General features: G+C 71.8%; 28 protein-coding genes. 14 read left to right on the plus strand and 14 right to left on the minus strand.

Features of this window, described 5'->3' with window-relative positions:
* The first annotated feature begins 3 nt into the window (after positions 1 to 3).
* Positions 4 to 2,589 carry a magnesium-translocating P-type ATPase gene (mgtA, locus tag BGO91_RS18795; RefSeq protein WP_290474259.1) on the plus strand — a complete coding sequence of 862 codons (2,586 nt, stop codon included), beginning with the start codon at positions 4 to 6 and terminating at the stop codon, positions 2,587 to 2,589.
* A 19-nt stretch (positions 2,590 to 2,608) separates the two neighbouring features.
* On the opposite strand, the gene BGO91_RS18800 is transcribed toward mgtA, so the two are convergent.
* From BGO91_RS18800 to BGO91_RS18815, 4 genes are read right to left on the minus strand one after another with little or no spacing between them, the layout of a single operon-like run.
* Positions 2,609 to 2,851, minus strand: coding sequence for a ferredoxin (locus BGO91_RS18800; RefSeq protein ID WP_290474260.1), 243 nt, complete (start codon positions 2,849 to 2,851; stop codon positions 2,609 to 2,611).
* Between the two features lie 3 nt (positions 2,852 to 2,854).
* Entirely contained in the window at positions 2,855 to 4,099 is a 1,245-nt protein-coding gene (locus BGO91_RS18805; RefSeq protein WP_290474261.1) for an NADH-ubiquinone oxidoreductase-F iron-sulfur binding region domain-containing protein, read from the minus strand.
* Positions 4,096 to 4,668 (minus strand): ferric reductase-like transmembrane domain-containing protein, encoded by a 573-nt coding sequence (locus tag BGO91_RS18810; RefSeq protein ID WP_290474262.1) that lies wholly within the window; start codon positions 4,666 to 4,668, stop codon positions 4,096 to 4,098. Before BGO91_RS18810 ends, BGO91_RS18805 begins: the two co-directional genes overlap by 4 nt.
* On the minus strand, positions 4,665 to 5,657 hold the full coding sequence (locus BGO91_RS18815) for an FAD:protein FMN transferase (protein WP_290474263.1): 993 nt from the start codon (positions 5,655 to 5,657) through the stop codon (positions 4,665 to 4,667). Before BGO91_RS18815 ends, BGO91_RS18810 begins: the two co-directional genes overlap by 4 nt.
* 56 nt (positions 5,658 to 5,713) lie before the next feature.
* On the opposite strand from BGO91_RS18815, the gene BGO91_RS18820 reads away from it, so the two are divergent.
* The 9 genes from BGO91_RS18820 to BGO91_RS18860 all read left to right on the plus strand — a co-directional run bounded on the left by BGO91_RS18820 (position 5,714) and on the right by BGO91_RS18860 (position 11,487).
* A complete protein-coding gene (locus BGO91_RS18820) occupies positions 5,714 to 5,965 on the plus strand; it encodes a hypothetical protein (RefSeq protein WP_290474264.1) in 252 nt (83 codons plus the stop codon).
* A gap of 327 nt (positions 5,966 to 6,292) precedes the next feature.
* Positions 6,293 to 6,541, plus strand: a complete 249-nt coding sequence (locus BGO91_RS18825; protein WP_290474265.1) for a cation transporter — start codon at positions 6,293 to 6,295, stop codon at positions 6,539 to 6,541.
* The gene (locus BGO91_RS18830; protein WP_290474266.1) at positions 6,538 to 6,975 is read left to right on the plus strand and encodes a DUF1232 domain-containing protein; all 438 of its coding nucleotides are present in this window, start codon (positions 6,538 to 6,540) and stop codon (positions 6,973 to 6,975) included. The genes BGO91_RS18825 and BGO91_RS18830 overlap by 4 nt, the downstream gene beginning before the upstream one ends.
* 188 nt (positions 6,976 to 7,163) lie before the next feature.
* The gene (locus tag BGO91_RS18835) at positions 7,164 to 7,646 is read left to right on the plus strand and encodes a helix-turn-helix domain-containing protein (protein ID WP_290474267.1); all 483 of its coding nucleotides are present in this window, start codon (positions 7,164 to 7,166) and stop codon (positions 7,644 to 7,646) included.
* A gap of 299 nt (positions 7,647 to 7,945) precedes the next feature.
* Complete coding sequence (locus tag BGO91_RS18840) at positions 7,946 to 8,869, plus strand: MFS transporter (protein WP_290474268.1); 924 nt, start codon at positions 7,946 to 7,948, stop codon at positions 8,867 to 8,869.
* Positions 8,863 to 9,687, plus strand: a complete 825-nt coding sequence (locus BGO91_RS18845) for an MFS transporter (RefSeq protein ID WP_290474269.1) — start codon at positions 8,863 to 8,865, stop codon at positions 9,685 to 9,687. The genes BGO91_RS18840 and BGO91_RS18845 overlap by 7 nt, the downstream gene beginning before the upstream one ends.
* Positions 9,688 to 9,691: 4 nt before the next feature.
* A complete protein-coding gene (locus BGO91_RS18850; RefSeq protein WP_290474270.1) occupies positions 9,692 to 10,141 on the plus strand; it encodes a MarR family transcriptional regulator in 450 nt (149 codons plus the stop codon).
* A 113-nt stretch (positions 10,142 to 10,254) separates the two neighbouring features.
* Positions 10,255 to 10,689 (plus strand): hypothetical protein, encoded by a 435-nt coding sequence (locus BGO91_RS18855; protein WP_290474271.1) that lies wholly within the window; start codon positions 10,255 to 10,257, stop codon positions 10,687 to 10,689.
* Positions 10,690 to 10,827: 138 nt separating this feature from the next.
* The gene (locus BGO91_RS18860; protein WP_290474272.1) at positions 10,828 to 11,487 is read left to right on the plus strand and encodes an HAD family hydrolase; all 660 of its coding nucleotides are present in this window, start codon (positions 10,828 to 10,830) and stop codon (positions 11,485 to 11,487) included.
* Here the strand turns inward: BGO91_RS18860 and BGO91_RS18865 are convergent.
* Both BGO91_RS18865 and BGO91_RS18870 read right to left on the minus strand, forming a co-directional pair.
* Positions 11,474 to 12,847, minus strand: coding sequence for a sensor domain-containing diguanylate cyclase (locus BGO91_RS18865; protein ID WP_290474273.1), 1,374 nt, complete (start codon positions 12,845 to 12,847; stop codon positions 11,474 to 11,476). The genes BGO91_RS18860 and BGO91_RS18865 overlap by 14 nt on opposite strands.
* Positions 12,844 to 13,686, minus strand: a complete 843-nt coding sequence (locus BGO91_RS18870) for an alpha/beta hydrolase (RefSeq protein ID WP_290474274.1) — start codon at positions 13,684 to 13,686, stop codon at positions 12,844 to 12,846. The genes BGO91_RS18865 and BGO91_RS18870 overlap by 4 nt, the downstream gene beginning before the upstream one ends.
* A 183-nt stretch (positions 13,687 to 13,869) precedes the next feature.
* On the opposite strand from BGO91_RS18870, the gene BGO91_RS18875 reads away from it, so the two are divergent.
* Positions 13,870 to 14,655, plus strand: coding sequence for an EAL domain-containing protein (locus BGO91_RS18875; RefSeq protein WP_290474275.1), 786 nt, complete (start codon positions 13,870 to 13,872; stop codon positions 14,653 to 14,655).
* Between the two features lie 31 nt (positions 14,656 to 14,686).
* Here the strand turns inward: BGO91_RS18875 and BGO91_RS18880 are convergent, their stop codons facing one another.
* The gene (locus BGO91_RS18880; RefSeq protein WP_290474276.1) at positions 14,687 to 14,944 is read right to left on the minus strand and encodes a hypothetical protein; all 258 of its coding nucleotides are present in this window, start codon (positions 14,942 to 14,944) and stop codon (positions 14,687 to 14,689) included.
* Positions 14,945 to 15,078: 134 nt separating this feature from the next.
* On the opposite strand from BGO91_RS18880, the gene BGO91_RS18885 reads away from it, so the two are divergent.
* Positions 15,079 to 15,396, plus strand: coding sequence for a hypothetical protein (locus tag BGO91_RS18885; protein WP_039922040.1), 318 nt, complete (start codon positions 15,079 to 15,081; stop codon positions 15,394 to 15,396).
* Between the two features lie 21 nt (positions 15,397 to 15,417).
* Here BGO91_RS18885 and BGO91_RS18890 read toward each other — a convergent pair whose 3' ends face one another.
* The 4 genes from BGO91_RS18890 to BGO91_RS18905 form a co-directional block, all read right to left on the minus strand.
* Complete coding sequence (locus BGO91_RS18890; RefSeq protein WP_290474277.1) at positions 15,418 to 16,221, minus strand: energy-coupling factor transporter transmembrane component T; 804 nt, start codon at positions 16,219 to 16,221, stop codon at positions 15,418 to 15,420.
* Entirely contained in the window at positions 16,218 to 18,026 is a 1,809-nt protein-coding gene (locus BGO91_RS18895; protein ID WP_290474278.1) for an ABC transporter ATP-binding protein, read from the minus strand. The genes BGO91_RS18890 and BGO91_RS18895 overlap by 4 nt, the downstream gene beginning before the upstream one ends.
* 5 nt (positions 18,027 to 18,031) lie before the next feature.
* The gene (locus BGO91_RS18900) at positions 18,032 to 18,625 is read right to left on the minus strand and encodes an ECF transporter S component (protein ID WP_290474279.1); all 594 of its coding nucleotides are present in this window, start codon (positions 18,623 to 18,625) and stop codon (positions 18,032 to 18,034) included.
* Positions 18,626 to 18,751: 126 nt separating this feature from the next.
* Positions 18,752 to 20,314, minus strand: a complete 1,563-nt coding sequence (locus BGO91_RS18905) for an amino acid permease (RefSeq protein ID WP_290474280.1) — start codon at positions 20,312 to 20,314, stop codon at positions 18,752 to 18,754.
* Positions 20,315 to 20,366: 52 nt separating this feature from the next.
* On the opposite strand from BGO91_RS18905, the gene BGO91_RS18910 reads away from it, so the two are divergent.
* Entirely contained in the window at positions 20,367 to 21,350 is a 984-nt protein-coding gene (locus BGO91_RS18910; RefSeq protein ID WP_290474281.1) for a Gfo/Idh/MocA family oxidoreductase, read from the plus strand.
* A gap of 83 nt (positions 21,351 to 21,433) precedes the next feature.
* Here the strand turns inward: BGO91_RS18910 and BGO91_RS18915 are convergent, their stop codons facing one another.
* The 3 genes from BGO91_RS18915 to BGO91_RS18925 form a co-directional block, all read right to left on the minus strand.
* Positions 21,434 to 22,012: a hypothetical protein gene (locus BGO91_RS18915; protein ID WP_290474282.1), complete on the minus strand. Its 579-nt coding sequence runs from the start codon at positions 22,010 to 22,012 to the stop codon at positions 21,434 to 21,436.
* A gap of 97 nt (positions 22,013 to 22,109) precedes the next feature.
* Complete coding sequence (locus BGO91_RS18920; RefSeq protein WP_290474283.1) at positions 22,110 to 22,970, minus strand: EamA family transporter; 861 nt, start codon at positions 22,968 to 22,970, stop codon at positions 22,110 to 22,112.
* Positions 22,970 to 23,545 (minus strand): dihydrofolate reductase family protein, encoded by a 576-nt coding sequence (locus tag BGO91_RS18925; protein WP_290474284.1) that lies wholly within the window; start codon positions 23,543 to 23,545, stop codon positions 22,970 to 22,972. The genes BGO91_RS18920 and BGO91_RS18925 overlap by 1 nt, the downstream gene beginning before the upstream one ends.
* 95 nt (positions 23,546 to 23,640) lie before the next feature.
* On the opposite strand from BGO91_RS18925, the gene recQ reads away from it, so the two are divergent.
* A complete protein-coding gene (gene recQ, locus BGO91_RS18930; protein ID WP_290474285.1) occupies positions 23,641 to 25,653 on the plus strand; it encodes a DNA helicase RecQ in 2,013 nt (670 codons plus the stop codon).
* Positions 25,654 to 25,695 lie beyond the last annotated feature (42 nt).

The following is a 25,695-nucleotide window of genomic DNA, read 5'->3' on the forward strand; positions in this document are numbered from 1 at the left end:
ACCGTGGCGAGTGCCGTACGGGCGGCCGCCTCCGACGATGCCGCCGCTGTACTCCGGTCGACGAGCTCGACGACGGCCGGTCTGAGCTCTGCCGAGGCGGCGGCGCGCCTCGTGCGGGTCGGACCGAACGCCGTGGCGACCCAGAAGGCGCGGCCCTGGCGGGTGCTCTCACGCCAGCTGCGCAGCCCGATCCTCATCCTGCTGTTCGCGACCGCGGTCGTCTCCGCGTTCCTCGGCCAGGGCGTCGAGGCGCTGATCATCGCCGTCATCCTGGTCGTGAGCGTCGGCCTCGGCTTCGTCGGGGAGTTCCGCGCGGCCCGGGCGGCCGACGCGCTGCACGACCGGCTCCGGCACACCGCGACCGTCCTCCGCGACGGGTCGAGGGCGACGGTCGACGTGACCGACCTGGTGCCCGGGGACGTCGTCGTGCTCGCCATCGGCACCATCGTGCCCGCCGATCTGCGGCTGCTCGAGTGCAACGGACTGGAGTGCGACGAGAGCATCGTGACGGGGGAGGCCTCCGCGACGGCGAAGAGCCCGGCCGTCGTCGCTGCCGGGAGCGGCATCGGCGATCTGTCCGGGAGCGCCCTGATGGGCACGGTCGTCCACGCCGGGAGCGGCGTCGGCGTGGTCGTGGCGACCGGCCGGGAGACGGAGTTCGGCCGGATCGCGGTCGGCCTCGGTGCCGAGGAGCCGCAGACCGAGTTCCAGCGCGGGCTCGGCCGGTTCTCGTCGTTCCTCCTCATCGTCGCCCTGCTGCTGACCTCGACCATCTTCGTGATCGCCGTGCTCCTGGGGCGGCCGATCATCGAGTCCCTGCTGTTCTCGCTGGCGATCGCGGTCGGCATCACCCCGCAGCTGCTCCCCGCAGTGGTGAGCACCAGCATGGCCGCCGGCTCCCGCGTGCTGGCGCGCAAGCGGGTGCTGGTCAAGCGACTCGTCTGCATCGAGGACCTCGGCGACCTCGACCTGCTCGTCACCGACAAGACCGGAACGCTCACCACCGGGCAGATCGTCTTCGACCGGGCCGTCCCGGTCGACGGCTCGACGACGGACGACGCCCTCCTGCTGCTGGGACTGCTCGCGACCGAGGCGGATCCGCGGGATCCGTCGGTCGTCGGCCTCAATGCGCTGGATGCCGCCCTCTGGGCCGGTGCCGGCGCCGTGGTCGCCCCCACGGCCGCGTACCGCCGGCTGGATGCGGTGCCGTTCGATCACGAGCGCCGCATGTCGAGCGCGCTGGTGCAGGCGGCCGGCGCCGACCCGACGATCGTCGCGAAGGGCGCACCCGAGTCGGTGTTCGACCGCTGTCGCGCCGTGCCCGACGCGGCACGTGCACAGCTGGACGCTCTCTACGAGTCCGGCTCCCGGGTGGTCGCCGTCGCCACGCGGGTCGCGCCCGGCGCCGATCGGCTCGTGGTCGCCGACGAACGCGATCTGCAGCTCGTCGGCCTCCTGTCGTTCGCCGACGGGGTGAAGGCGGATGCCCGCGCCTCCCTCGGCCGCCTGAGCGGACTGGGGGTGGAGGTGAAGATCGCGACGGGCGACGGTTCGGTCGTGGCCGAGCGGGTGTGCGCCGAGCTCGGCATGACCTCGAAGGGCACGCTCACGGGCGACCGCATCGACTCCCTCAGCGACGCGCAGCTGGCGGAGGCGGCGAGGAACGCCTCGATCTTCGCCCGCGTCTCGCCCGAGCAGAAGGCGCGGCTGATCCAGGTGCTGCGACAGAAGGGGCGTGCCGTCGGCTTCCTCGGCGACGGAGTGAACGACGCGCTCGCGCTCCACCACGCCGACATCGGGATCTCGGTCGACTCCGGCGTCGACGTCGCCAAGGATGCGGCCGACGTGCTCTTGCTCGAGAAGGACCTCGGCGTGCTGGCCGACGGCGTCACCGAGGGCAGGCGCATCTTCGCCAACACCATCAAGTACGTGCTGATGGGCACGTCCAGCAACTTCGGCAACATGTTCAGCGCGTCGATCGCCTCGGTCATCCTGCCCTTCCTCCCGATGCTGCCCGGCCAGATCCTGCTGAACAACCTGCTGTACGACGCCTCGCAGCTCGCCATCCCCACCGACACGGTCGACGAGGAGCAGCTGCGCGCCCCGTCGCACTGGGACATCGGGGCGATCCGGCGCTTCATGCTGCTGTTCGGGCCGATCAGCTCGGTCTTCGACTTCGCCACGTTCGGCCTCATGCTCTGGGTCTTCCACGCGGCGGCGCCGGAGTTCCGGTCGGGGTGGTTCATCGAGTCGATCGCCACCCAGTCGCTCATCGTCTTCGCCATCCGCACCCACCGTGTGCCGTTCCTGCGCAGCCGGCCCTCGCGCTCGCTCGCCCTCTCGGTGCTCGCGGTCGTCGCCGTCGGCGTGTGGCTGCCGTATTCGCCGCTCGCGGGCGTGCTCGGCTTCTCGCCGCTTCCGGTCCCCTTCTTCTTGGCCCTGGTGGCGATGGTGGTCGCCTACCTGGTGCTCGTGGAGGCGGCCAAGGTCTGGTACTACGCACGCCTCAGCCGGACGCCGCCGGCCGCGAGGGTGCGCGGGTACCGCCATCGCGTCGCGCGTCGCGCTGCCCGGTTCACTGCGCGCTGACGGCTGCGCCCGCTCGGCGTCAACCGGCGTCCGCGCGCAGCAGCGTGAGCGCGAGCACCGGGCACAGGCGTACCGCGTCCTCCGCATCCTCGAGCTCGGCGTCGCGGATCGGCACGTTCGTGCGTCGAGCGGGGTCGCCGCGTCGGGAGACGGGGTACCCCCAGTCGTCGCGGCCGATCGCGTCCTCGAGGAGCTCGGCGCAGAGTCCGCGCCCGTCGCAGCGGGTCCAGTCGATGTGGAGCTGGTGGTGCGGTGCGGCCATGGTTCAGCCCTCCTGTCGGGTGCAGTGCCCGTGGCCGTGCGCCCGCACATCGGCGGCGAAGACCATGAGTGCGCTGCGGACGAGACGTGCGGTGCCGTCGGGGTGGTGGCAGGCCCCGCGGCCGACGACGAGGTCGGAGAGGCGGACCAGTTCGGCCGCGTTCGCCGCCGCCGACACACCGGCGGCGAGTTCGCTCAGGCGCGACGCCATGGTCGGCAGGCCGAACATGCACGGGCCGCACTGGCGGGCCGACTGACCGGCGAGGTAGTCGGTGATCTCGGCCGTGGCGTCGAGGCCGCAGCGGGTGCGCCCGAGCACGTGCACGATCCCGGCGCCCGGCTGGGCTCCCACGGCGGCGAGGCCGGCCGGCGAGAAGGCGGCGCCGAAGGACGCCGACGGCACCCAGGCGCCGTGGTACCCGCCGATCAGTGCCGCGGTCGCGGTTCGCGGATCGGTGCCGGACTTCCGCAGGACCTGATCGACGGTGCTGTCCGTCGTCACCTCGAACACGCCCTGCTGGGCGACGTCTCCCGACACGGTGACGAGGCGCGTCCCGGGGTCGTCGGGAGCACCGACGCTCCGGAACCAACGGCCGCCGTACCGGGCGATCAGTGCGACGTGGGCGAGCGTCTCGACGTTCTGCAGCAGGGTCGGGCGACCCTTCAGGCCGGAGTCGGTCATCCGGACGATGCGATCCGCCGGGCGGGGGTCGTCGTGCTCGATGGCGTTGACGACCGCGCTGGCCTCTCCCGAGACGAAGGAGTCCGCGGCCTCGAGCAGCTCGATCCGGCGGGCGTCGTCCCGCTCGGCGATGGCCCGGGTGAGGGCGTCGAGGGAATCCGTGCCCGTGTAGAGGATGATCTTGCGTGCACCGACCGTATGGGCCGCGACGAGCAGACCGTCGATCACCAGGTGCGGGGCGTTCTGCAGCAGGACGGCGTCCTTCCAGCTCAGCGGCTCGCCCTCCGCCCCGTTGCCGATCACGATCGGCGCGCGGCTGCGGCGCGGCGACCGGTCGCGACCGGCCGCCGCGACCTTGCGCCAGGTCGCGAAGCCGGCGCCGCCGCGGCCGGTCAGACCGGAGGACTCGAGCTCGGCGAGCATCCTCCCGCTCTCGGGCAGTGCGACGGAGCCGAAGGTGCGCAGGTGCGTGCCCAGGTCGGCGTCCCGTCCCGCGGCGAGGAGACGTCGCGAACCCGCCGGGGCAGTGTTCCGCTCGCGTGTGGTGGGGCCGGATGTCATGGTCATCGCAGTGCCTCTCGTTCTGCGGCCGATCGCCGCGCGCCGGACTTCTCGAGGTATCCCGCCGACAGCCGCCAGATGATCGCGGCCCCGACGGCCGCGGTGGAGGCGACGGCGAGCAGCAGGAACCAGCCGCTCGTGCCGTTCGTGCCGTTGCCGATCCCGTGCAGCACGGCGATCGGCCACATCGCGTAGGCGAACCAGTGGACGAATCGGAAGACGCGCTGCCCGATCCGGCGGCGCAGCAGCCCCGTCACCACGATCGCGATCACCAGGTCGAAGGCGACGGTCCCGAGCCCTTGCCAGAACGGCTTGAAGGATCCGAGGAACGGGACGACGACGTCCACGGGGTTCAGCTTGGCGTAGGAGTCGAAGAGCAGCGTGCCCACGTGCAGGACGAGGAAGACCACGGCGAGCAGCGAAACGTTGCGGTGCACCAGCGCGACGGAGAAGCGCGGGAGGCCGGGGAGGGGGCGCCCCGAGCGAGTCACGATGCCGATCAGGACCGTCACCGTGAAGAGGACGAGCGAGATGATCCCGCTGGCGCGACCGAAGGCCCACAGCATCTCGTTCATTGGTCCGTCCCCGTCGCGCCGGTGGGTTCGAGGGCGGGGTCGGCCGGCCGTGGCCAGGCGCCCACCGTCACCACGCGTCCCGCGAGATCGACGAGCCGGGCGTCGGCGCTCTGCGCTGCGAGCCAGCCGACGGCCGCGCGCCCGCGGACGATCGCGGCCGTGCTGAGGGCGTTCGCCCGCAGGCAGGTCTGGGCCGCCACGGTGGCGGAGCGCCAGACGGGGACGACCGGCGTGCCGAACGACGGGTCGAGGATGTGCTGCACCGTCCGGCCGTCGTGCAGCCAGCGGCGCTTCTGCGTGCTCGACGTGGCGAGGCCCGCACCCGAAGGCAGTCGCACCTGCTGCGACGGGTCGTCGTCGAGGTCCTGTACGGTGACCTCCCACCCCGGCGCGTCCGCAGGGCCTGCGGTCGCGATGTCGCCGCCCAGCGAGACGAGCACGCGCGTGCCGAACGCGTCGGCGATGCGCTGCGCGATGCGGTCCGCCGCGAACGCCTTGGCGGTCGCCCCCAGGTCGAGGACGATCCCCGCGGGGATGACGAGCCGGCGCCCGTCGAGGCGCACCCGGCGCCACGCGGGATCGCGGGGCTGGACGGACAGGGTGAGGCCCGCGGCGGCCGCTCCGGCGTCGGGCGTCGGGAGTGCTGCGAGATCGCGGTCGTAGCCCCAGGCCGCGAGGTCCGCGCCGAGCGTCGGGTCCACGCTGCCGCCGGTATCCGCGGCGACCTCGAGGGCTGCACCGACCAGTTCGGCGAGGAGGGCGGAGACCACGACGCCGTCAACGGTCACCGCCTCCCGAGAGAGCCGGGAGAGCTCCGACGCCTCGTCGAACCGGCTGCACGCCGCGCCGACCTCGGCGAGCACCTGCTCAGCGAGAGCGGTGGCGCCCGCCAGGGCTTCCGGCCGTCCGACGACCACCGACGCCTGCACACCCCAGATCCGCCAGTCGGATCGGGTGGTCAGAGGCTTAGGATCCCGACGAGCGGCCACTGCTCTGTCCTCCCTGGCTCGGCTGCACAGTGGTGCCCTGGGAGGAGTCGCTCGACGTGCCGGACGAAGTCCCGGTCGAGCCGGAGGAGGAGTCGCTGGAGTCCGATGACGATCCGGTGGAGGTGTCCGTGCCGGAGTTCGACGAGCTCGAGGACCCGGAGGTGCCGCTGGTCGTCGATGCCGGGGACGAGTCGCCGCCCGTCGCCAGGACACCGGACAGGATGCCGGTCACCGCGAGGCTCCCGATGCCGATGATCCCGGTCAGCCAGCCGACGACCGCCTTGCCCCGTGCGCGTGTGCTCATCTGAGAACCTCCCGTTCGTGGTCGATGCCTCCACGATCCGACGAGGATCTTGGCGGATTCTTACTCCACCTGCGAGCGGCCTGACGATGCCCTATCGATTCCCAGAGGAAGTGCTCCTGACCACACGGCGGTCATGCTGACTGGCCCAGCACAAACTCGCGTTCATATCTCGTCGACCCACTCAAACCTCTTCGCCAGCTCGCACGGACCAGCGTGGTTTATCTCGCATTTCGGAGCTTCCAAACGGCCCTACTTCTCCGCCTGGATCATCTAGCCGCTATGTCTACGATCGTTGGGCCGCGTAGGCCGGCACCGCTGGCGGGTGCGAGCCGTGCGATCAGATCGGGCCGGTAGCCGTCCCAACTGCTCCTTCGGCAAAGCCCGCACCGGCCATCGGCTCGGCATCCCGGTGCTGACCACGGAGGGCCGCGTGACGCTGGTGGATGGCATCCTCGCTACCGCGGTCCTGCTCGGCATCGCCCTCGACGCACTCCTCGGCTGGTGGTGGGCGGATCCCGTGGCCGGACTCGTGATCGTCGCCTACGCCGTGCGCGAGGCCGTCCACATCTTCCGGGAGTGACCGTGCCCGAGTGGATGTGGACCGTCGTCGGAGTGCTCATCGGCCTGGCCGTCATCTGGATCGCCCTCGTGGTCGTCCTGCTCATCCAGCAACGCCGCGTCGGGCGAGACTTCGACTGGCGTGCCATCCTGCGGCTGGTGCCCGACGTGATCCGATTTATCCGGCGCCTCGCGACTGACCCGGCCGTGCCGCGAGGCACCCGCTGGTGGCTGTACGGGCTGCTCGCCTACCTGATCCTCCACATCGACCTCATCCCCGACTTCCTCCCCGGCATCGGCTACGCCGACGACGCGATCATCACCGTCCTCGCCCTGCGCTTCGCCGCCAAACACGCCGGCTACGACGCCCTCGAACGCAACTGGCCCGGCACGCCCGACGGACTCACCGGCCTGGTAGCACTCGCCCCCATCCCACGAACCCCGGAAGGTTGCTAGCACGCGACCGGCAACCCGCTCGAACATTTTCGCCTTGCCGCCGGCTGCACATACAGCCGACCGTTCAAGCCTCCGCGACGACTTACTCCCGTCTCATCAACTCCCGCTACTGCCAGTTGAAACCCGAGTCTTTTATGCCCTATACGAAAGAAACGAAAAGTTATTCGTTTGTTTCGAAGGAGGCGATGATGAGCGCTACCACGTTGGCCCGCACCTATCTGCCGGGAGATGAGAACGATCTGCAGCGTCTGCATGATCTGTTCGATCGGCCGCTCAGGGATCATCCACGGTACTACCTGGTGGGTGCTGATCAGGACGATCGCACGGAGGTGCCTGCACCGGTGTACCAGCTGCTGCAGCAGGTTGTTGGGGCCATGCGTCTGGGACAAGCGGTGACCATTCAGCCCCAGTCTCGGGTGCTCACCACGCAGCAGGCCGCCGATCTGTTGGGCATCAGCAGGCCAACCCTGGTCAAGCTTTTGGATGCGGGCGAGATTCCCTTTGAGCGCGTCGGAACTGCACACCGTCGGGTCGCACTCGGCGATGTGCTCGCGTACGCCGAGCGCCGCCGCCAGGAGCAGTACGAGGCGATCGCGGCGACAGGTGTCGAAGACGATGAGGATCTCGACGAGGTGCTCGCTGGTTTGCGCGCGGCGCGGGTCGGGAACTGACGCGTCCTCTCGCCGGTCTTGGATGCGTGCGTACTCTAGCCGAGTCTGCGTTCCGGACCCCGAGCACCACGATCCTCGCCCCGATGAGGAGAAGGCCGAGCCGCTGCCAACTTTGTTGTGAACTGCCAAGTAGGTTGCGCGTCACTGCCAACGGCGTTGTGCAACTGCCAGGTTGAGTTGTGTCTCACACACACCCCGAAGGCAACCGGACGATGGCAGAGTCTATTTCCCGGCTATATAGTTAATGCATATAAAGCAACGACTCCACGTACCCGCACGTCCCAAGTCAGGAAACTCCCGTGGCCCGCACCGGCATCTTCACCAAAGACCACCCGCACTACCGCTGGGTGGCGCTCTCGAACACCACGCTCGGCATGCTCATGGCGACGATCAACTCGTCGATCGTCATCATCTCGCTGCCCGCCATCTTCACCGGCATCAAGCTGAACCCGCTGGAGCCGGGCAACGTCTCGTACCTGCTCTGGATGCTGATGGGCTACATGCTCGTCACCGCGGTGCTCGTCGTGATGTTCGGCCGCATGGGCGACCAGTACGGGCGCGTGCGCATCTACAACCTGGGCTTCGTGATCTTCACCATCGCGGCCATCCTGCTCTGCCTCGACCCGTTCACCGGGGGACCGGCGGCGACGTGGCTGATCGGCTGGCGGTTCGTGCAGGGCATCGGCGGTGCGATGCTGTTCGCCAACTCGACGGCGATCCTGACGGACGCCTTCCCGGCCAACAAGCGCGGCTTCGCGCTGGGACTCAACCAGGTGGCGGCGATCGCGGGATCGTTCATCGGCCTCATCCTGGGCGGCGTGCTCGCCGAGATCGACTGGCGCATGGTGTTCTTCGTGTCGGTTCCGTTCGGCGTGATCGGCACGATCTGGTCGATCAAGTCGCTGCACGAGGTCGGCCAGAAGAACCCGGGCCGCATCGACTGGCTCGGCAACCTGACGTTCGGGATCGGGCTGGTCGCCCTGCTGACCGGCATCACCTACGGCATCCAGCCCTACGGCGACAGCAGCCAGGGCTGGGGCAACCCGTGGGTGCTCGGCTCGATCATCGGCGGCATCCTGCTGCTCGTGGCGTTCGTGTTCGTCGAGCTGAAGGTGCCGTCGCCGATGTTCGACATGCGGCTGTTCCGGATCAGACCGTTCTCGGCCGGATCTTCGCGGGCTTCCTCGCGGCGATCGGGCGCGGCGGCCTCCAGTTCATGCTGATCATCTGGCTGCAGGGCATCTGGCTGCCGCTCCACGGCTACAGCTACGAGTCGACGCCGCTCTGGGCCGGCATCTACATGCTCCCGATCACGATCGGCTTCCTCATCGCCGGCCCGATCTCGGGCGCGCTCTCCGATCGCTTCGGCTCGCGCGGCTTCGCCACGGTCGGCCTGGTGCTGGTCGCGGCGACCTTCATCGGCCTCCTGCTCATCCCGGTCAACTTCGAGTACTGGCAGTTCGCGCTGCTCACCGGCCTCAACGGCATCGGCTCCGGCCTGTTCTCGTCGCCCAACCGCACGGCGATCATGAACAGCGTGCCGCCGAACGAGCGCGGCGCGGCGTCGGGCATGGCGGGCGTCGCCCTCAACGCGGGCAGTTCGCTCTCCATCGGCATCTTCTTCTCGCTGATGATCGCGGGCCTCTCGGTCGCACTGCCGACCGCGCTCACGCAGGGGCTGACGTCGCACGGCGTGCCGCAGACGGTGGCCTCGCAGATCGGCAACACGCCACCGGTCGGCAGCCTGTTCGCCGCCTTCCTCGGCTACAACCCCATCCAGAGCCTGCTCGCGCCGACCGGCCTGCTCTCCAGCGCCAAGGTGGATGCGGCCACGCTGACGGGCAAGGAGTTCTTCCCCCAGCTCATCTCCGGCCCGTTCCACGACGGGCTCGTGATCGTGTTCCTCGCCGCGGCGATCATGAGCATCATCGGCGCCATCGCCTCGTTCGCAGGCGGAGCCAAGTATGTTCATGGAGAGGGGACCGCGGCCGAGCGGTCCACCAGCGACGAAGGCGAGGACGTGGGTGCAGCCCGAGCATGACGAGATGACCGGCCCGGACCGCGACGACGTGGCCGGACGGCTCGCGCTCGCCGTCGGACGCCTGAACCGCCGCATCCGCTCGGGCACCGGCGGGCTGAGCCACGGCCAGCTCTCCGCGCTGTCGACGATCGTCCGCACGGGGCCGCTGCGCCCCAGCGAGGTCGCCGCCGTCGAGCAGGTCGCCGCCCCCACGGTCACCCGGCTCGTCTCCGAGCTGGAGGCGCGCGGACTGGTCGAGCGCACACCCGACCCCGACGACGGCCGCTCCTTCTTCGTCTCGGGCACCGACGCGGGCATCGAGCTGCTGCGGGAGGCGCGCTCCGACCGAGCGCGCGCCGTCACGCGCATCCTCGACGGGCTCGACCCCGCGCAGGTGGCGGCCCTGCACGCCGCGCTCCCGGCCCTCGAGGAGGCCGCAAGCATCGCGCGCCCGGACGCCTCGTCGGCGCGCTGACCCGACCGATCCGGCGCTTTTCCCGTCACGCTGCGGCGGTTCCCGCGTCTCTTGGGTGAGGCGCCGCATCCCCGTCCCGCGCGCGCGTCTCACCGCCGACCCCAGGAGACGCCATGGGTACCGACCTCCCTGCCGACGCACGCCTCCGCGCGCAGCTCGACCGGCTCCGCGCCGCGCTGCACCCGCCGGCCGAGCCGACCGCGGACGCGTCCCCGACCGCAGTGGAGCTGCTCGCCGTCGGGCCGGAGCCGGGCGGATTCGTCGCCGTCCGCGTCACGCACACGCCCCTTGCCCGCCCGGGATGGGGCGACGGCACGGACTGGCGGCTCACCGTCGTCGCGCTGACCGGCCTCGATGCCGAGCGCATGCGGTTCGTCCCCGTTCCCGGCGGGGTCGAGCACGACCTCCTGGAGCTGCTCGGGGTGGGCCCCTCGCGTGCCGAGCGCGGTGCGCAGCTCGGCTGCACGACGGCGCACGCGCTCATCCGCGACGACCGAGGCGTCCGGCGCCCGCGATCCCGACCGGGAGGCGCGGCGGCGGCCCGCTGAGACCCCCGTCTGCAGGCCGCCGCCGTAACCGGGGATGCAGTACTGCCGCCCGGCTCATCCGGTCCGGCCTGCCATCCGGTTAGTGCGCTAACCAACGTACGGGAGTGGACGAATCTGTCAAGGGGTGTAAGCAGGGGTATGACCGTTTCCGCAGTCCTCTTCGATGTCGACGGCACGCTCGTCGACTCCAACTACCTGCACGTGGACGCGTGGCAGCGCGCGTTCGACGAATGCGGCGTGCACGTGGACGCCTGGCGCATCCACCGTGCGATCGGCCAGGACTCCGACCGTCTGCTCCGTTCGCTGGTGGGCGAGCGCGACGACGACTGGGTCGCGCGCGCGACGGACCTGCACTCCCGCAACTACCGCGGCATGGCGTCCCGCCTCGCCGCCTTCGAGGGAGCCGCCGACCTGCTGCGCGCGCTGCGCGACGCCGGCGTGCAGACGGTGCTCGCCACCTCCGCCCCCGACGACGAGCTCGACCTGCTGCTGGAGGCGCTGGACGCCGGCGACGCGGTGACCGCCACGACCTCGGCCGACGACGTCGACGACGCCAAGCCCGACCCCGGCATCCTGCAGGTCGCGCTCGACCGGGTCGGCGCGACCGCGGACCAGGCGATCATGATCGGCGACGCGGTGTGGGATGCGCGCGCCGCCCAGCGAGCCGGGGTGCGCTCGATCGGGGTGCGCTCCGGCGGAAGCGGAGCCGACGAGCTGACAGAGGCGGGTGCCGCCCTGGTCTACGACGACCCGGCCGACCTCCTGCGCCACCGGGACGAGTGGCTCAGATCGTCGTGACGCTGACGCGGTCCTTGCCGGCGTCCTTCGACGCGTACATCGCCTTGTCGGCGAAGCGGAAGATGTCGGCCGTCGAGAGCGGGTCGCGCCCGGCCGGACGGTAGACCGCGACGCCGATGCTCGCGCTGATCGCGCGCTCGTCCGCGATTCCGAGCAGAGGAGCGCGGATCGCGGCGCGGATGCGTTCGGCGATCGCCTCGGCCGCCACCTCGTCCGCGCCCTCGCACACGATCAGGAACTCGTCGCCGCCGAACCGGCCGACCACGTCGCCCTGCCGGATGTTCGCATTCAGCCGGCTCGCCACCTCCCGGAGCACCTCGTCCCCGACCCCGTGGTCGAAGACGTCGTTGATCTCTTTGAAGCCGTCGAGGTCGACGAAGATCAGCGCGATGGGGGTGCGGGCCTCGGTCGCCGTCGCCAGCGCGTCGCTGAGGCTGCTGCGCAGGGCCGTGCGGTTCGCCAGGCCGGTCAGCGGGTCGTGCAGGGCGTACGCCTCCAGCAGCGCCTGCAGCCGGATGCGGCGGAGCACCTGCGCGGCCTGGCGGGCGAGCGCGTAGTGCAGATCGGTCTGGAGGTCGTCGAGCCCGCGCGCCCGGCCGAAGAAGCAGGTGATCGCCCCGATCACCTGATCCCCGTCGAGCAGGGGCGTCACGGTGATCTCGGCCACCCGCGCCTCCTCGAGGGTCGCGACGAGCTGCTCGTCCTCCTCCTCGTCGGTCCGCAGCACGAGGATGTGCTCGTCGAGCTCGCGGTCGCCGAGCAGGGCGTGCAGGTCGACGGGCTCCGTCCCTCCCGCGAGCACGAAGCCGCCCGCCGTCGCGAAATGGACCGCGGAGTCCGCGGCGGAGAAGGCGTGCCGGGCGCCCGCCGCGAGCATCACGGCGAGCTCGTCCTCGGTGTCGCAGCCCGCGAAGGCCGCCGAGGCCTCCTGCAGCGCGCGCGTGCGGGCCTCCGACTCCTCGGCGGCGCGGCGGGCGGCGAGCAGCTGCCGCTCCCAGTCCTCGCGCCGGCTGGCGTCGAACACGGCCACGTCGATCCGCTCGAGGGCGCCGTCCGCATCCGTCACCGTCGTGGAGTTCATCAGGGCGGGCAGCCGAGTGCCGTCGGCGGCGATCACGTTCACCGCGACCTCGTGCACCTCGCCGTCGAGCAGCAGGACGGGCAGCTGGCGGGTCTCGTAGAAGATCCGGCTCCCGGGGTCGAGGAGCTCGGCGAACGTCCGGCCCGCGAGCTGGTCGCGGGAGTAGCCGGTCCAGGCCGCGAGGGCGGCGTTCGCCCGGGTGATGCGCCCCTCCGGGTCGGTGGTGAGCAGGCCGCAGGGCGCCGCGTCGTAGAGCGCGGCCAGATCGTCCGTCGTCATCGCGTCGCGGTGACCTCGACGAATGCGCGGAGCGCGGACTCGACCTCCTGCGGCGACGACAGGTGGGGGCAGTGCCCGGTCGCGTCGAGCTGCACGAAGGTGCTGCCCGCGATGTTCTCGTGCACGTGCCGGCCCACCTCGACGGGCGCGATGATGTCGTCCGAGCTCTGGAGGATCAGCGTCGGCACGGTGACCTTGGCGAGGTCGCGGCGGTTGTCCGACAGGAACGTCACCTGGGCGAACTGCCGGGCGATCTCGGGGTCGGTGCGGCAGAAGCTCTCGGTGAGCTCGTCGCCGAGCTCCGGGAAGCCGGGGTTGCCCATGATCTGCGGCGCGAGCGTCGCCGACCAGTTGAGGTAGTTGCGGTCCAGGGCGTCGAGCAGGCCGTCGATGTCCTCCTGGCTGAAGCCGCCGCGGTAGCCGTCGTCGTCGACATAGCGCGGCGACGGGGAGACCAGCGCGAGCGCGCCGAAGAGATCGGGCCGGCGGATCGCCGCGAGCACGCCGATCATCGAGCTGACCGAGTGGCCGACGAAGACCGCGTCGGTCAGACCGAGCTCCTCCGCGATCTCGATCACGTCGTCGGCGTAGCCGTGCAGGGAGTCGTACTTGCCGGCGTCGTACGCGGCGAGATCCGACCCTCCCGAGCCGACCAGATCGAACAGCACCACCGGGTGCTCCGCCTCGAACGAGGGCGCGACCAGGCGCCACATCTCCTGGCTGCAGCCGAAGCCGTGCGCGAACATCATCGGCCGGCCGGTGGCGGCACCGCTCACGCGGACGTTGTTGCGACGCTGCACGGGTGTGGCGTCGATCTCGTCGGAGGCGACGAAGGTCATGCGGCTCCTCGGTGGGCGGCCCGGCACTACTACGGGGCGATTCGGGTCGGACGCTTTCTATTATCCGGTGCGGAATCCGCGGGCGGGAGGGATAGAGACGGGAGTCGGATCGGTGTATACACCCCTTTAAGACGATTGCAACCCCCGTTGACTCTCGGATGCGGATCGGGAACGATCGCATATATGTCGTTGATCCGTGAGTCGAGCAGCATCGAGCGCCTCGTCGCCGAGCTGCCCGTCGCGGTGGAGGACGAGCAGATCGTCCCCTTCTTCCAGCCCCAGATCTCGGTGCCGACCGGACGCGTCGTGGCGGCCGAGCTGCTCGGCCGCTGGCGGCATCCCGAACTGGGCTTCGTGCCGCCCGCGGTCTTCATCCCGATCGCGGAGCGCACCCGCGCCATCCACCAGCTCGGTCGGCAGATGCTCCGCGCTGGCTGCCGGGCCGCCGTGTCGTGGCAGCGCAAGGGACGGCCGCTGGACGTCGCCGTGAACGTGGCGCCCTCGCAGCTGGCGACCGAGGAGTTCTACCTGAGCGTCCGCGAGGAGATCGACACCTCGGGGATCGACCCGACCCGCCTCACCCTGGAGGTCACGGAGGAGACGGTGATCGCCGATCCCGCACTCGTCGCCGAACGGCTCGACGGGTTGCGCGACCTGGGCGTCGTCGTCTCCATCGACGACTTCGGAGCCGGTCACTCGTCGCAGCGCCGGGTGCTCGACCTGCGCGCGTCCGAGCTGAAGCTCGACCGCCGCCTGGTGGCGCCGGACGACGCAGAGCGCTCCATCGCCACCGTCATCGACTTCGCGCACGAGCGCGGCATCCGCACCGTGGGTGAAGGCGTGGAGACGCGAGCCCAGCTCGACCGGCTGCGCGCCCTCGGCTGCGACCGAGCACAGGGCTACCTCATCGCCCAGCCCGCCGACGAACAGCAGTTCGGCGCGTGGCTGCGCGAGTACGCCCGGGCCTAGCGGTCCCGGGCGCGCGGACGGACCGGACGGCTCAGAGGCTGTCGAGGTCCGCGTCGGGCTCGACGATCCCGGAGTCGGCGGAGCCGTCTCCGCCGACGTCGATCTGCGTCCACACCACCGGCATGCCCGGGGAGAACAGGATGTCGACGCCGGGCCCTCCGCGCAGCGGCGGGATGTTGACGTAGCCGCCGCCGGCCTTGACCGCCTCGAGGATCTTCGTGCGCAGCTCCGTCACCGGCTCCGGCAGGAAGTAGTCTTTTCCATCCACGGTGAGCCGGTTGACGATCATGTGCGGGAGTACCTCCGGAAGCTGGGTGCGGGTCGTTGCATCGACTGTACCGCGCCTCGTGCCGAGCGTCGCCCGGGGCGGGTATCCTGCCAGGAGGCGCCACACCCGTCCCGGCGCCGGTGAAAGGCTTGGCTGTGGGAACACTCGCGTACAACGGTGAGAGCTTCGAGATCGACGACCGGGTGCTGACGCACCTGCAGATCGTCATCAGCACGAAGCTCCGGCGCGGGGAGAACTTCTTCCTCTCCTGGCCGCTCCCGGTCGAGCGCGGCAGCGGACGCCACGCCATCTGGGTGGACAACGGCGTGCCGATCCACATCTACTACAGCGGCTCCCGCGCCATCAGCATCAACCGCGACTGGATCGAGTCGATGATCGTCGCCGCCGGCCGCGCCTCCGGGCTCGTCATCACGGACGAGTCGGCCGGCAACGAGGGGCCCTCCGGCTCCTGACCGGCGTCGGTCGCCCGCGGGTCAGCGGGCGACCAGCACGAACACCGCGGCGGTCACCGCCCAGCCCGCGAGGGTGAAGACGGTGTCGCGCACGCGCCAGCGCGACGGCGTCCGCTCGGTGCGGGTGGGATGCGCGCCGAACGCGCGCGATTCCATCGCCAGCGCCATCCGGTCGGCGTGCCGGATGCTCGACGCCAGCAGCGGCACGACCGCCGCGAACGCCCGGCGGAACGCGGCGACCGGCCCGCGCCCCGGGGCCACGCCGCGCACGCGCTGCGCCTGCCGGATCAGCGTCAGCTCGGCGCCGAACCGCGGAACGAACCGGTACGCGGCGACGGCCGTGTAGCCGATGCGGTACGGGATGCGCAGCTGCGCCACGAGCGCCCGCGCGAGGTCCGGCCCCGTCGTCGTGAGGCCGCCGACGAGCGCGAGGACGACGAGGGCCGTCAGGCGCAGGGCGGTCGCGAACCCGACGGCGAGCGCACCCGCCGTGTAGTCGAACGCGCCGATTGAGAAGAGCACCGTGCGATCGGCGACGCGCGACGGGTCGGTCCAGAACCCGAAGCTGATCGCCATCACCAGCACGACCACGGGCACCCCCACGAGCAGGGCGGCCAGCCCTCCGGGCCGCAGCCGTGCCCCGACGAGCAGGAGCAGCATCCCGAGCAGCAGGAGCACGAGCGGGGTGACCACGTCCCGGGTGAAGAGCAGGGCGACCCACGCCGGAACGACCGCGGCCACCTTCGCGAGCGGGTTGAGGTGGTGCAGGAACCGGCCGGCGGGCGGCGCCCCGGTGCCGTAGGGGTCGGCGGCGAGGAAGGTCACGGCGCTCCTCCCGGCAGGTCGCGCAGCCGGGTGGCACCGCGCACCGCCGCGGGCACGCGCGGATCGGCGAGCGCGCGGACGAGTGGAGGCTGGCGCAGCCCCGAGCGCTCCAGCAGGGCGGCGTCGCGCAGGATGGCCGCCGCCGCGCCGAACGCGGCGACGCGACCGTCGTCGATCACGGCGACGTGCGAGGCGTACTCGGCGGCCAGCCCCAGGTCGTGCGTCACGACGACGACCGTCGTGCCGGCGGCGTTGAGCGCGGCCAACAGCTCCAGCAGCTCGGCCGCGCGGGCCCGGTCCTGGCCGAACGTCGGCTCGTCGAGCACCAGCAGCGGGGCGCCCGCGATCAGCGCCGTCCCGACCGAGAGCCGTCGCTTCTGGCCGCCCGAGAGGAGGAAGGGGTGCGCGTCGCGCTGGGCGCCGAGACCGAGCGTCGCGAGCATCCGCTCGACCCGCTCGTCGATCTCCGCGGCGGGGCGGTGCTGCTGGCGGAGGCCGTAGGCGAGCTCGTCGGCGACGGTGTGGACGACGAACTGGTGCTCGGGGTTCTGGAAGACGAAGCCGACCGTCGCGGCGAGCGCGCCCGCCGACGCACGGGCCGGGTCGACGCCCTCGGTGCCGGCGCGGCCGAGGGCCACCGTGCCGCGGGGCGGTCGCAGCACGCCCGCGATCGCCTGGACGAGGGTGCTCTTGCCGGCGCCGTTCGGGCCGACGATCGCGACGAAGTCGCCCGGCGCGATGCGGAGGGAGACGTCGTGCAGCACCTCCCGGCGTCCGCGGCGGAGGGTGAGGCGGGAGACGGCGACGGCGGGGGCGTCAACCGGGGCGGGCGCGTCCGCCGGGGCGGGAGTCGCGGGGGAGGCGGTGGCGGCGGGCGTGGCGGTGGCCGCGGGGGTGGTGGTGGCCGTCGCGGACGGTTCGGTTCCCGTCGCGCGGAGGGGGCCGTCCGCGGACGCCAGCCCCGCGGTGAGGTCCTCGGGCGTGAGGGGCAACGGGTCGAGCGTCAGGCCGGCGCCGCGCAGGCGCAGAGCGGCGATCGTCGCGGTCGGCAGCCAGACGCCCAGGGCGGCCAGCTCCTCCGCCCGCTCGCGCAGCACCGTCGCGGCCGGGCCGTGGGCGACGGGCCGGCCGTCGGCATCCAGCACCAGCACCGTGTCGACGATGCCCATCGCGGCGTCGAGGTTGTGCTCGACCAGCACGACGGACCGCCCGGAGTCGTCGGCCACCAGCTCTCCCAGCAGCCGGTACACCTCCTCGGCGCCCGCGGGATCGAGGTTCGCGGTGGGCTCGTCCAGCACCAGGAGGGGAGCGTCCAGCGCCAGCGCGCACGCGATCGCCAGGCGCTGCTTGCCGCCGCCGGAGAGGGTGTCGGGATCGTCGGCCCGGCGCTCCCAGAGCCCCACCGCCCGCAGTGCCCGCTCCGCGCGTGCGAGCACCTCGGCGGCGGGCACGAGGCGGTTCTCGGGGCCGAAGCACACCTCGTCCAGCACCGTCGCGGTCACCAGCTGCGCGTCGGGATCCTGGAACACCATCCCCACGTGCTCGCTGAGATCGGCCACGCGCGCGCCCGCCGTGTCCACGCCGGCGACGGCGACCGTGCCCTCGAGCGTCGCCGGGACCGCGTGCGGCACCAGGCCGTTCAGCGCGAGCGCCAGCGTCGACTTGCCGCAACCGCTCGGCCCGAGCACGAGCAGCACCTCGCCCGGCGCGACGGCGACATCCACCCCGTCCGGCGTCCACGTCTCGGCGCCCTCGTGCCGGATGCGCACCCCCTGCACCCGCAGGGGCGCGGGCCCCGCCGTCACGGCGGTCAGGCGGCCATCATCGGCAGCGGGCCGGCGTCGCGGCGGCGCGGGCGCACGATCGGCAGCTGCAGTCCGCGGCCAGCTCCGGTGCGGTCGAGCCCGGCGGCGACGACGCGACCGAGCCAGGTGAAGAGGATGGGGCTGACGACGAACAGTCCGATGTGCACGACCTGCACCCACGGCTCCGCCAGATCGGCGCCCTGCGCGATGAAGACGCCGAATCCGAAGATCAGCCCGGCGATGGTGACCGCCACGTAGAACAGCCACGCCCTCCAGTACCGGTACAGCGTGATCGCGAACGGCACCTCCTGCAGCAGCCCGATCGAGCCGGCCGCCATGACGGCCGCGAACCCGATCGGCTGGAACGGCACCGACACCAGCCCGGCGATCACCGACGTGATCAGGGCGACCCCGCCGCGGCGCAGCAGCGCCTGGGCGATCACGCCCGGTAGGAAGTACACGCCGATCACCGCGCCGTAGAACATCGGGGCCGCCGCGGCGACCGTGCCCGAGATGTAGGCGGAGATCGAGAAGACGATGCCGCCGGCCACGCCGATGGCGGCGCAGGTGAGGAGGAGTCGCGTGCTGATGTTCTTCATGTCGCCTTCAGCCTAGAGAGGCAAGGCTAGCCTTACAAGCCGACCGGGAGAGCCCCGGCCTTTCGCCGAGGTTCACGACGTGGCGCCCATTCCGGCCGGAATGAGCGCCACGACGTGAACTTCGGCTCAGGGGCGGCGCGGTGGACGCGGTGGGCGGGGCGGACGGCGCGAGGCGACGACGGGGTGGGCTCCCGTGTATCCCTCGCGCTTCTGGGCGATCTCGAGGATGCGGCCGCGCTGCGCGTACCAGCCGATGATCAGCAGCGGGATGATGACCACGAGCGAGGCGACCGTCCACGTCCCCGTCGGGTAGTCGAACGCCATCAGCACCAGCACGAGCACGAGGAACGCGAGCGTCAGGTAGGCCGTGAACGGCGCGCCGAAGAGGCGGAACGACGGGCGCGTCATCCGCCCCTGCAACGACCACCGCCGCAGCTGCATCTGGCAGAGGATGATCATCGCCCAGCTCGTGATGATGCCCAGGGCGGCGACGTTCAGCACGATGTCGAACGCCTGCTTGGGCACCACGAGGTTGAGGAAGACGCCCAGCACGCCGATCGCCGCGGTGAGCAGGATGCCGCCGTACGGCACGCCGCGCGGGTTCATCCGGCCGGTGAAGGCGGGGGCGGCGCCGGTCTGCGCCATCGAGTGCAGGATGCGGCCGGTCGAGTACATCCCCGCGTTCAAGCTGGAGAGCGCCGCGGTCAGCACGACGAAGTTCATGACCGAGCCGATGACCGCGCTCAGCTGCGGGCCGCCGAGGTGGCTGAAGAAGGTGACGAACGGGCTCTCGCTCGCGCTGTACGCGCTCGACGGCAGCAGCAGCGCCAGCAGCAGCACCGAGCCGCAGTAGAACACCGCGATGCGGAACACGACGCTGTTGATCGCGCGCGGCATGATCTTCTCCGGGTTCGCGGTCTCGCCCGCCGCGATGCCGACCAGCTCCACCCCGGCGTAGGCGAACACGACGCCCTGCACGAGCACGATCGCCATCGCGATGGTGGCGACGCCGTGCGGGAGGAACCCGCCGTTCTCGGCCAGCATCGCGATGCCCGTCGGGCCCAGGTCGGTCGGCCATCCCGCCGCCAGCACCACGATGCCCACGACCAGGAACGCCACGAGCGCCCCCACCTTGATCAGCGCGAACCAGAACTCCATCTCGCCGAACACCTTCACCGAGATCAGGTTGAGGCTCACGACGACCACGAGCGCGATCAGGGCGAGCAGCCACTGCGGCACGGAGGTGAAGAGCGTCCAGTACTTCACGTAGAGCGCGATCGCCGTGGAGTCGACGATCGCGGTCATGGCCCAGTTGAGGAAGTACATCCACCCGGCGACGTACGCCATCTTCTCGCCGTAGAACTCGCGCGCGTACGACACGAACGAGCCGGACGACGGCCGGTGCAGCACCAGCTCGCCGAGCGCCCGCAGCACCAGGAACGCGAAGAAGCCGCAGATCGCGTACACGAAGACCAGGAGCGGTCCGCCCTGCTCGAGGCGGCCTCCCGCACCGAGGAACAGGCCCGTGCCGATCGCGCCGCCGATGGCGATCATCTGCAGCTGACGCGCGGACAGCCCCTTGTGGTAGCCCTCCTGCTCGCTGGCGAAGTCCTGGACCGCCTGGCTGACGTCGCCCAGGTGCTCGCGGCCGTTCTCCAGATCGTCGGCCGGATCGTGCGGTGTGCTCATCGGCGCCCTCCCTGCTCGGCGACCCACGATACCCTCGGGCGAGGAGGCTCCTATGACGAAACCGCTGACGATCGCCGCAATCGGCTTCTGGCACGTGCACGCGAGCGACTACGCCACGGCCGCGCAGGAGCATCCCGGCACCGAGCTGGTGGCGATCTGGGACGACGACGAGCAGCGCGGGCGCGAGGCCGCGGCCTCCTACGGCGTCGAGTTCGTCGCCGACCTGGACGAGCTGCTCGCCCGGCCCGGCCTCGACGGCGTCACGGTCACCACCGCGACGAACCAGCACCGCGACGTGATCCTGCGCGCGATCGCCGCCGGCAAGCACGTCTTCACGGAGAAGGTCCTCGCCGCGACGGTCGCCGACGCGGAGGAGCTCATCGCCGCGGCCTCCGCCGCCCGTGTCGCGCTCGTCGTCTCGCTGCCGCGCCTCTACGACGGCTACACGCAGGCGATCTCGCGCCTCCTGGACGAGGGCGCTCTCGGCACCCTCACCTACTCGCGCGTCCGCCTCACCCACGACGGCTGGGTCGCCGGCTGGCTGCCCGACCGCTTCGGCGACCCCTCGGCCGCGCTCGGCGGTGCGTTCATCGACCTCGGCTGCCACCCCGTCTACCTCACCCGCCTCTTCCAGCGGGCGGAGCCGCTCACCGTGAGCGCCGCCTTCGGGAGCATCACCGGCCGGGCGGTCGAGGACAACGCCGTGGTCACCGAGACCTTCCCCGGCGGCGCGATCGGCGTGCTCGAGACGAGCGTCGTCGCCGCGCCGCACGCGTTCGGGATCGAGCTGCGGGGGACCGGCGGCGCCGCGATCTACGACGGCGAGCGCCTGCTCGTCTCGGGCGGGAGGTACGGCGAGGGCTGGAGCGAGCTGCCCGTCCCCGACGGCGTGCCCGGCGCGTTCGACCAGTGGGTCGACCACATCCACGCGGGCACCGTCGCCGAGGACAACCTCCGTCACGCGCTCGAGCTCACCCGCGTGGTCGAGGCGGCGAGCCGCTCCGCCGCGACCTCCCGCGTGGTCGCGCTGGGCTGACGCGCCGCCTCCCTCCCGCACATTCGTCACGAATCGCGGGAATGGCGCCGCCATAACGCACATTCGTGCCGAATGCGCGCGGGTCAGGAGGGAGTGCCGCGGTTCCAGCCCGGCTGCTGCAGCAGGAGGTCGTCGTGCTCCCGCAGGCGGCACTCCTCCACGAACGCGAGCGCGGCGTCGGGGTCGGCGAGGAAGCGGGCGTGCTGCTCCGGCGTCAGGCGGTAGAACTCCTCGTAGTCGGCCACGCCCGTCGTCACCGGCACGGACGCGTAGGGCTCGCCCGTCGCCTCCACCGTGCCGAGGGAGTACCGGTGCTCGCGGGAGGTGTACTCGTCGCGGGGACGGAACGGCGCGGAGGGCGCGGGTGCGGGCGCTGCGGCGGGCGCGCTGGCGGGTGCGCTCAGCGCGGCCTCCAACTCGTCGATCTCGGCGGTGAGGAGGTCGGTCGGGCGCACGCGGAACCGCCGCAACTGCAGGGAGAGGACAGCGAAGGCCGTGCCGGCGTCGCAGCCCAGCAGCTCACCGATCGCCGCCGCCGCGCCGTCGTCGCTGTCGGAGTCGCGGATGATCGCGAGCACCTCGTCCACGCGGTCGCGGCCGGCGCGCATGACCCGCAGCAGCTCGAGTCTCTGCGTCGCGCGTGCGCGGGCGTCGGCGTCCATCCCTCCACCGTATCCCGGCCCGCCCCTCCGAGATTTGGCACAAATGTAGGGAATGGGGGCGCCGAAGTCGACATTTGTGCCAAATCTCGGAGGGGGGTCAGGCGGCGGCGAGCATGCCGGCGGCGCCGACGGCGAGGGCGAGCCCGATCCACTGGACGGGAGCGATGCGCTCCCGCAGCACGATGGCGGCCAGGATGATCGTCCCGGCCGGGTACAGCGCGACCAGCACCGACATCGTCGCCAGGTCGCCCGCCCGCAGGCCGATCAGGATGAGCACGTTGGCCGAGGCGTCGAGCACACCGCTGGCCGCGGCGAGGCCGGTGCCGCGCGCCGTGAACCGGTCGGCGCCGGGGGGCCGCGTCCGCGCGCGCAGCACGGCGAGCCCGACGACGCTCCACATGATGGCCCCGTTGACGGCGCGGTTGGCGATCAGCGGCACGACGCCGGAGTCGGCCGGGGTCTGGTCGAGCAGGATGAGGAACGCCCCGATGAAGACGCCGGCTCCCACCGCCATGAGCAGGGCACGGCCGCTGGGCCGGACGGCGCCGCGCTCCGGCACGAAGCCGACCAGCACGACCGCGACCAGAGCCACCCCGAGAGCGACGTAGCCGATCGGGGCGAAGCGGTCGCCGCCGATCAGTCCCCAGGTCAGCGGGACGATCGCCGAGACGACGGCGGTGAGGGGCGACAGGATGCTCATCGGCCCGATCGCGAGGCACGCATAGAGGAGGAAGACGGCGATCGAGCCGACCACCCCGGAGAGCGCTCCCCAGCCGAGCGCGGCGGGCGTCCACGCGCCGCCGACGAGGGGGAGGGAGAGGAGGAGCAGCGCCAGCCCGCTGACCGCCCCGACGGCGGTCACCCGGAGGGCCCCGATGCGCCGCGCCGCCACGCCACCGACGAAGTCGGCGGACCCGTAGACGATGGCGCTGAGGAGGCCGAGCGCGACGGCCGGCATCAGCTCCCGGCCAAGCGGTAGACGTGGAGGACGGCGCCGCTGTCGTAGCGGTCGAGCTCGGCGAGCTCGAACGTCCACTTCTCCCGGTCGTCCGGGAAGATGCGCCGGCCGCCGCCGAGCAGCACGGGGTAGATGAGGAGACGGAGCTCGTCGACGAGGCCCCAGACGACGAGCGAGCGGACGAGGGTCGCGCTGCCGGCGACCAGGATGGGGCCGCCGTCGCCCTCCTTGAGCGCGGCCACGGCGGAGCGCACCGTGCCGGAGGCCGCCGTGTCAAGCCGCGAGGCGTTCCAGTCGAGCGGCTCGCGCCCGGAGGCGACCACGGTCTTCGGGAGGCTGTTCATCCGGTCGGCGAACGCGCCCTCGCGCGGCGGCCACGCCTCGGCGAACTGCTCGTACGTGTGCCGCCCGAGGAGCAGGGAGTCCGCCTCGCGGATCTCCTGGAGTTTCGCGGCCTCCAGGGCGTCGGTCGCATAGGGGAAGGTCCAGCCGCCGTGGCGGTGGCTGCGCTCGCCGCCCGGCGCCTCGACGACGCCGTCGAGCGACATGAACTCGGTGACGATGAGCCGACGCATGCGGTGATCGTATCGGAGGCCTGTGGAGTGCGGCGAGCATCCACAGATTCACGGCCCCGGGGGCGACGGTCAGGCGTCGTCGTTACGATCGGGGCATGAGTTGGAACGCCTGGGTGCCGGACGATCGCGACGCGCCGCCGCTGGAGGACGAGCCGCCGCTGCCCGACTTCGGCGACGACCCGTACGCGGGGGTGCCGTACGACGACGCTCCGCCCGTCGGCGCACCGCTCGCCGGCGGATCCGCGCCCACCGCGACTCGCGCCCCGGTGACCCGTGCCCCCGCGGTCACTGCACCGCGCTTCTCGACTCCCGCCGAAGCGCTCAAGACGGTGTTCGGCTACGACAGCTTCCGCGGCGATCAGGCGCGGATCATCGACCAGGTGGTCTCCGGCGGCGACGCCGTCGTGCTGATGCCGACCGGTGGCGGCAAGAGCCTCTGCTACCAGATCCCGTCCCTGGTCCGCGAGGGGACCGGCGTCGTCGTGTCGCCGCTCATCGCCCTCATGCAGGACCAGGTCGACGCCCTCACCGCCGTCGGCGTGCGGGCGGCGTTCCTCAACTCCACGCAGGATCCGCAGCAGCGGGCCGCCGTGGAGAGCGCGTACCTCGCCGGCGAGCTCGACATCCTCTACGTCGCGCCCGAGCGCCTGTCGTCCGAGGCGACCAAGCGCTTCCTCGAGCGGGGCCGCATCGCCCTCTTCGCGATCGACGAGGCCCACTGCGTCTCCCAGTGGGGTCACGACTTCCGGCCGGACTACCTGGCCCTCTCCGAGCTGGCCGATCGCTGGCCCGAGGTCCCCCGCATCGCGCTGACCGCCACCGCGACCGACGCGACGCATCGCGAGATCACGACGCGCCTCCGGCTGGAGGGCGCCGAGCACTTCGTCGCCGACTTCGACCGGCCCAACATCCAGTACCGCATCGTGCCGAAGGTGGAGGTGCGCAAGCAGCTGCTCGACTTCATCACCGTCGAGCACCCCGGCGAGGCGGGAATCGTCTACGCCCTGTCGCGCAACTCGGTCGAGCGCACGGCGGAGTTCCTCTCCGCCCGCGGCCTCACGGCCCTGCCGTACCACGCCGGGCTCGACGCCGGCCTGCGCGCCAGGACCCAGGCGCGGTTCCTCCGCGAGGAGGGCGTGATCGTCGTCGCGACCATCGCGTTCGGCATGGGCATCGACAAGCCGAACGTCCGCTTCGTCGCCCACATCGACCTCCCGAAGTCCGTCGAGGGCTACTACCAGGAGACGGGTCGCGCCGGCCGCGACGGCCTCCCGTCGACCGCGTGGCTCGCCTACGGGCTGCAGGATGTGGTGCAGCAGCGCCGCATGATCGACGACTCCCCGGGCGACCTCGCGCACCGCCGTCGGCTGACCCAGCACCTGGACGCCATGCTCGCCCTCTGCGAGACGGTGCAGTGCCGCCGGGTCAACCTGCTCGGCTACTTCGGCCAGCGCTCGGAGCCGTGCGGAAACTGCGACACCTGCCTCACGCCGCCCGAGAGCTGGGACGGCACCGTACCGGCCCAGAAGCTCCTCTCGACCGTCGTGCGGCTGGCCCGTGAGCGCAACCAGCGCTTCGGCGCCGGGCACCTCGTCGACATCGTGCGCGGCAAGCGCACGCCGCGCGTCGACCAGCACGGCCACGACGCCCTCTCCACCTGGGGCATCGGCGCCGACCTCTCCGAGAGCCAGTGGCGCGGCGTCGTCCGTCAGCTCATCGCGCAGGAGCTACTCAAGCCGGAGGGCGAGTACGGCGTGCTCGTGCTCACGCCCGGCAGCGCCGAGGTGCTGGCAGGCAAGCGGCCCGTCATCCTGCGCCGCGAGCCCGAGCGGCCCGAGCGCGCCAGCCGGTCCTCCCGCAGCGCGGCCCCGGCCGACGTCGCCCCGACCGACCTCCCGCTCTTCGAGGCGCTGCGCTCCTGGCGAGCGGGCGAGGCGAAGTCGCAGGGGGTCCCCGCCTACATCGTCTTCGGCGACGCCACCCTGCGCGCCGTCGCCTCCGCCCGTCCGGCGAGCCTGGGCGACCTCGACGGCATCAGCGGGATCGGCGCCAAGAAGCGCGAGGCCTACGGACAGGCGCTCATCGACGTGGTGGCCGCGCAGGGCTAGCCTCCGGGGCCGCCGCTCGGCCATCTGCCACCGTCTCCCCAG

It is taken from the genome of Leifsonia sp. 71-9 (assembly GCF_001898805.1).
Classification (GTDB): Bacteria; Actinomycetota; Actinomycetes; order Actinomycetales; family Microbacteriaceae; genus Leifsonia.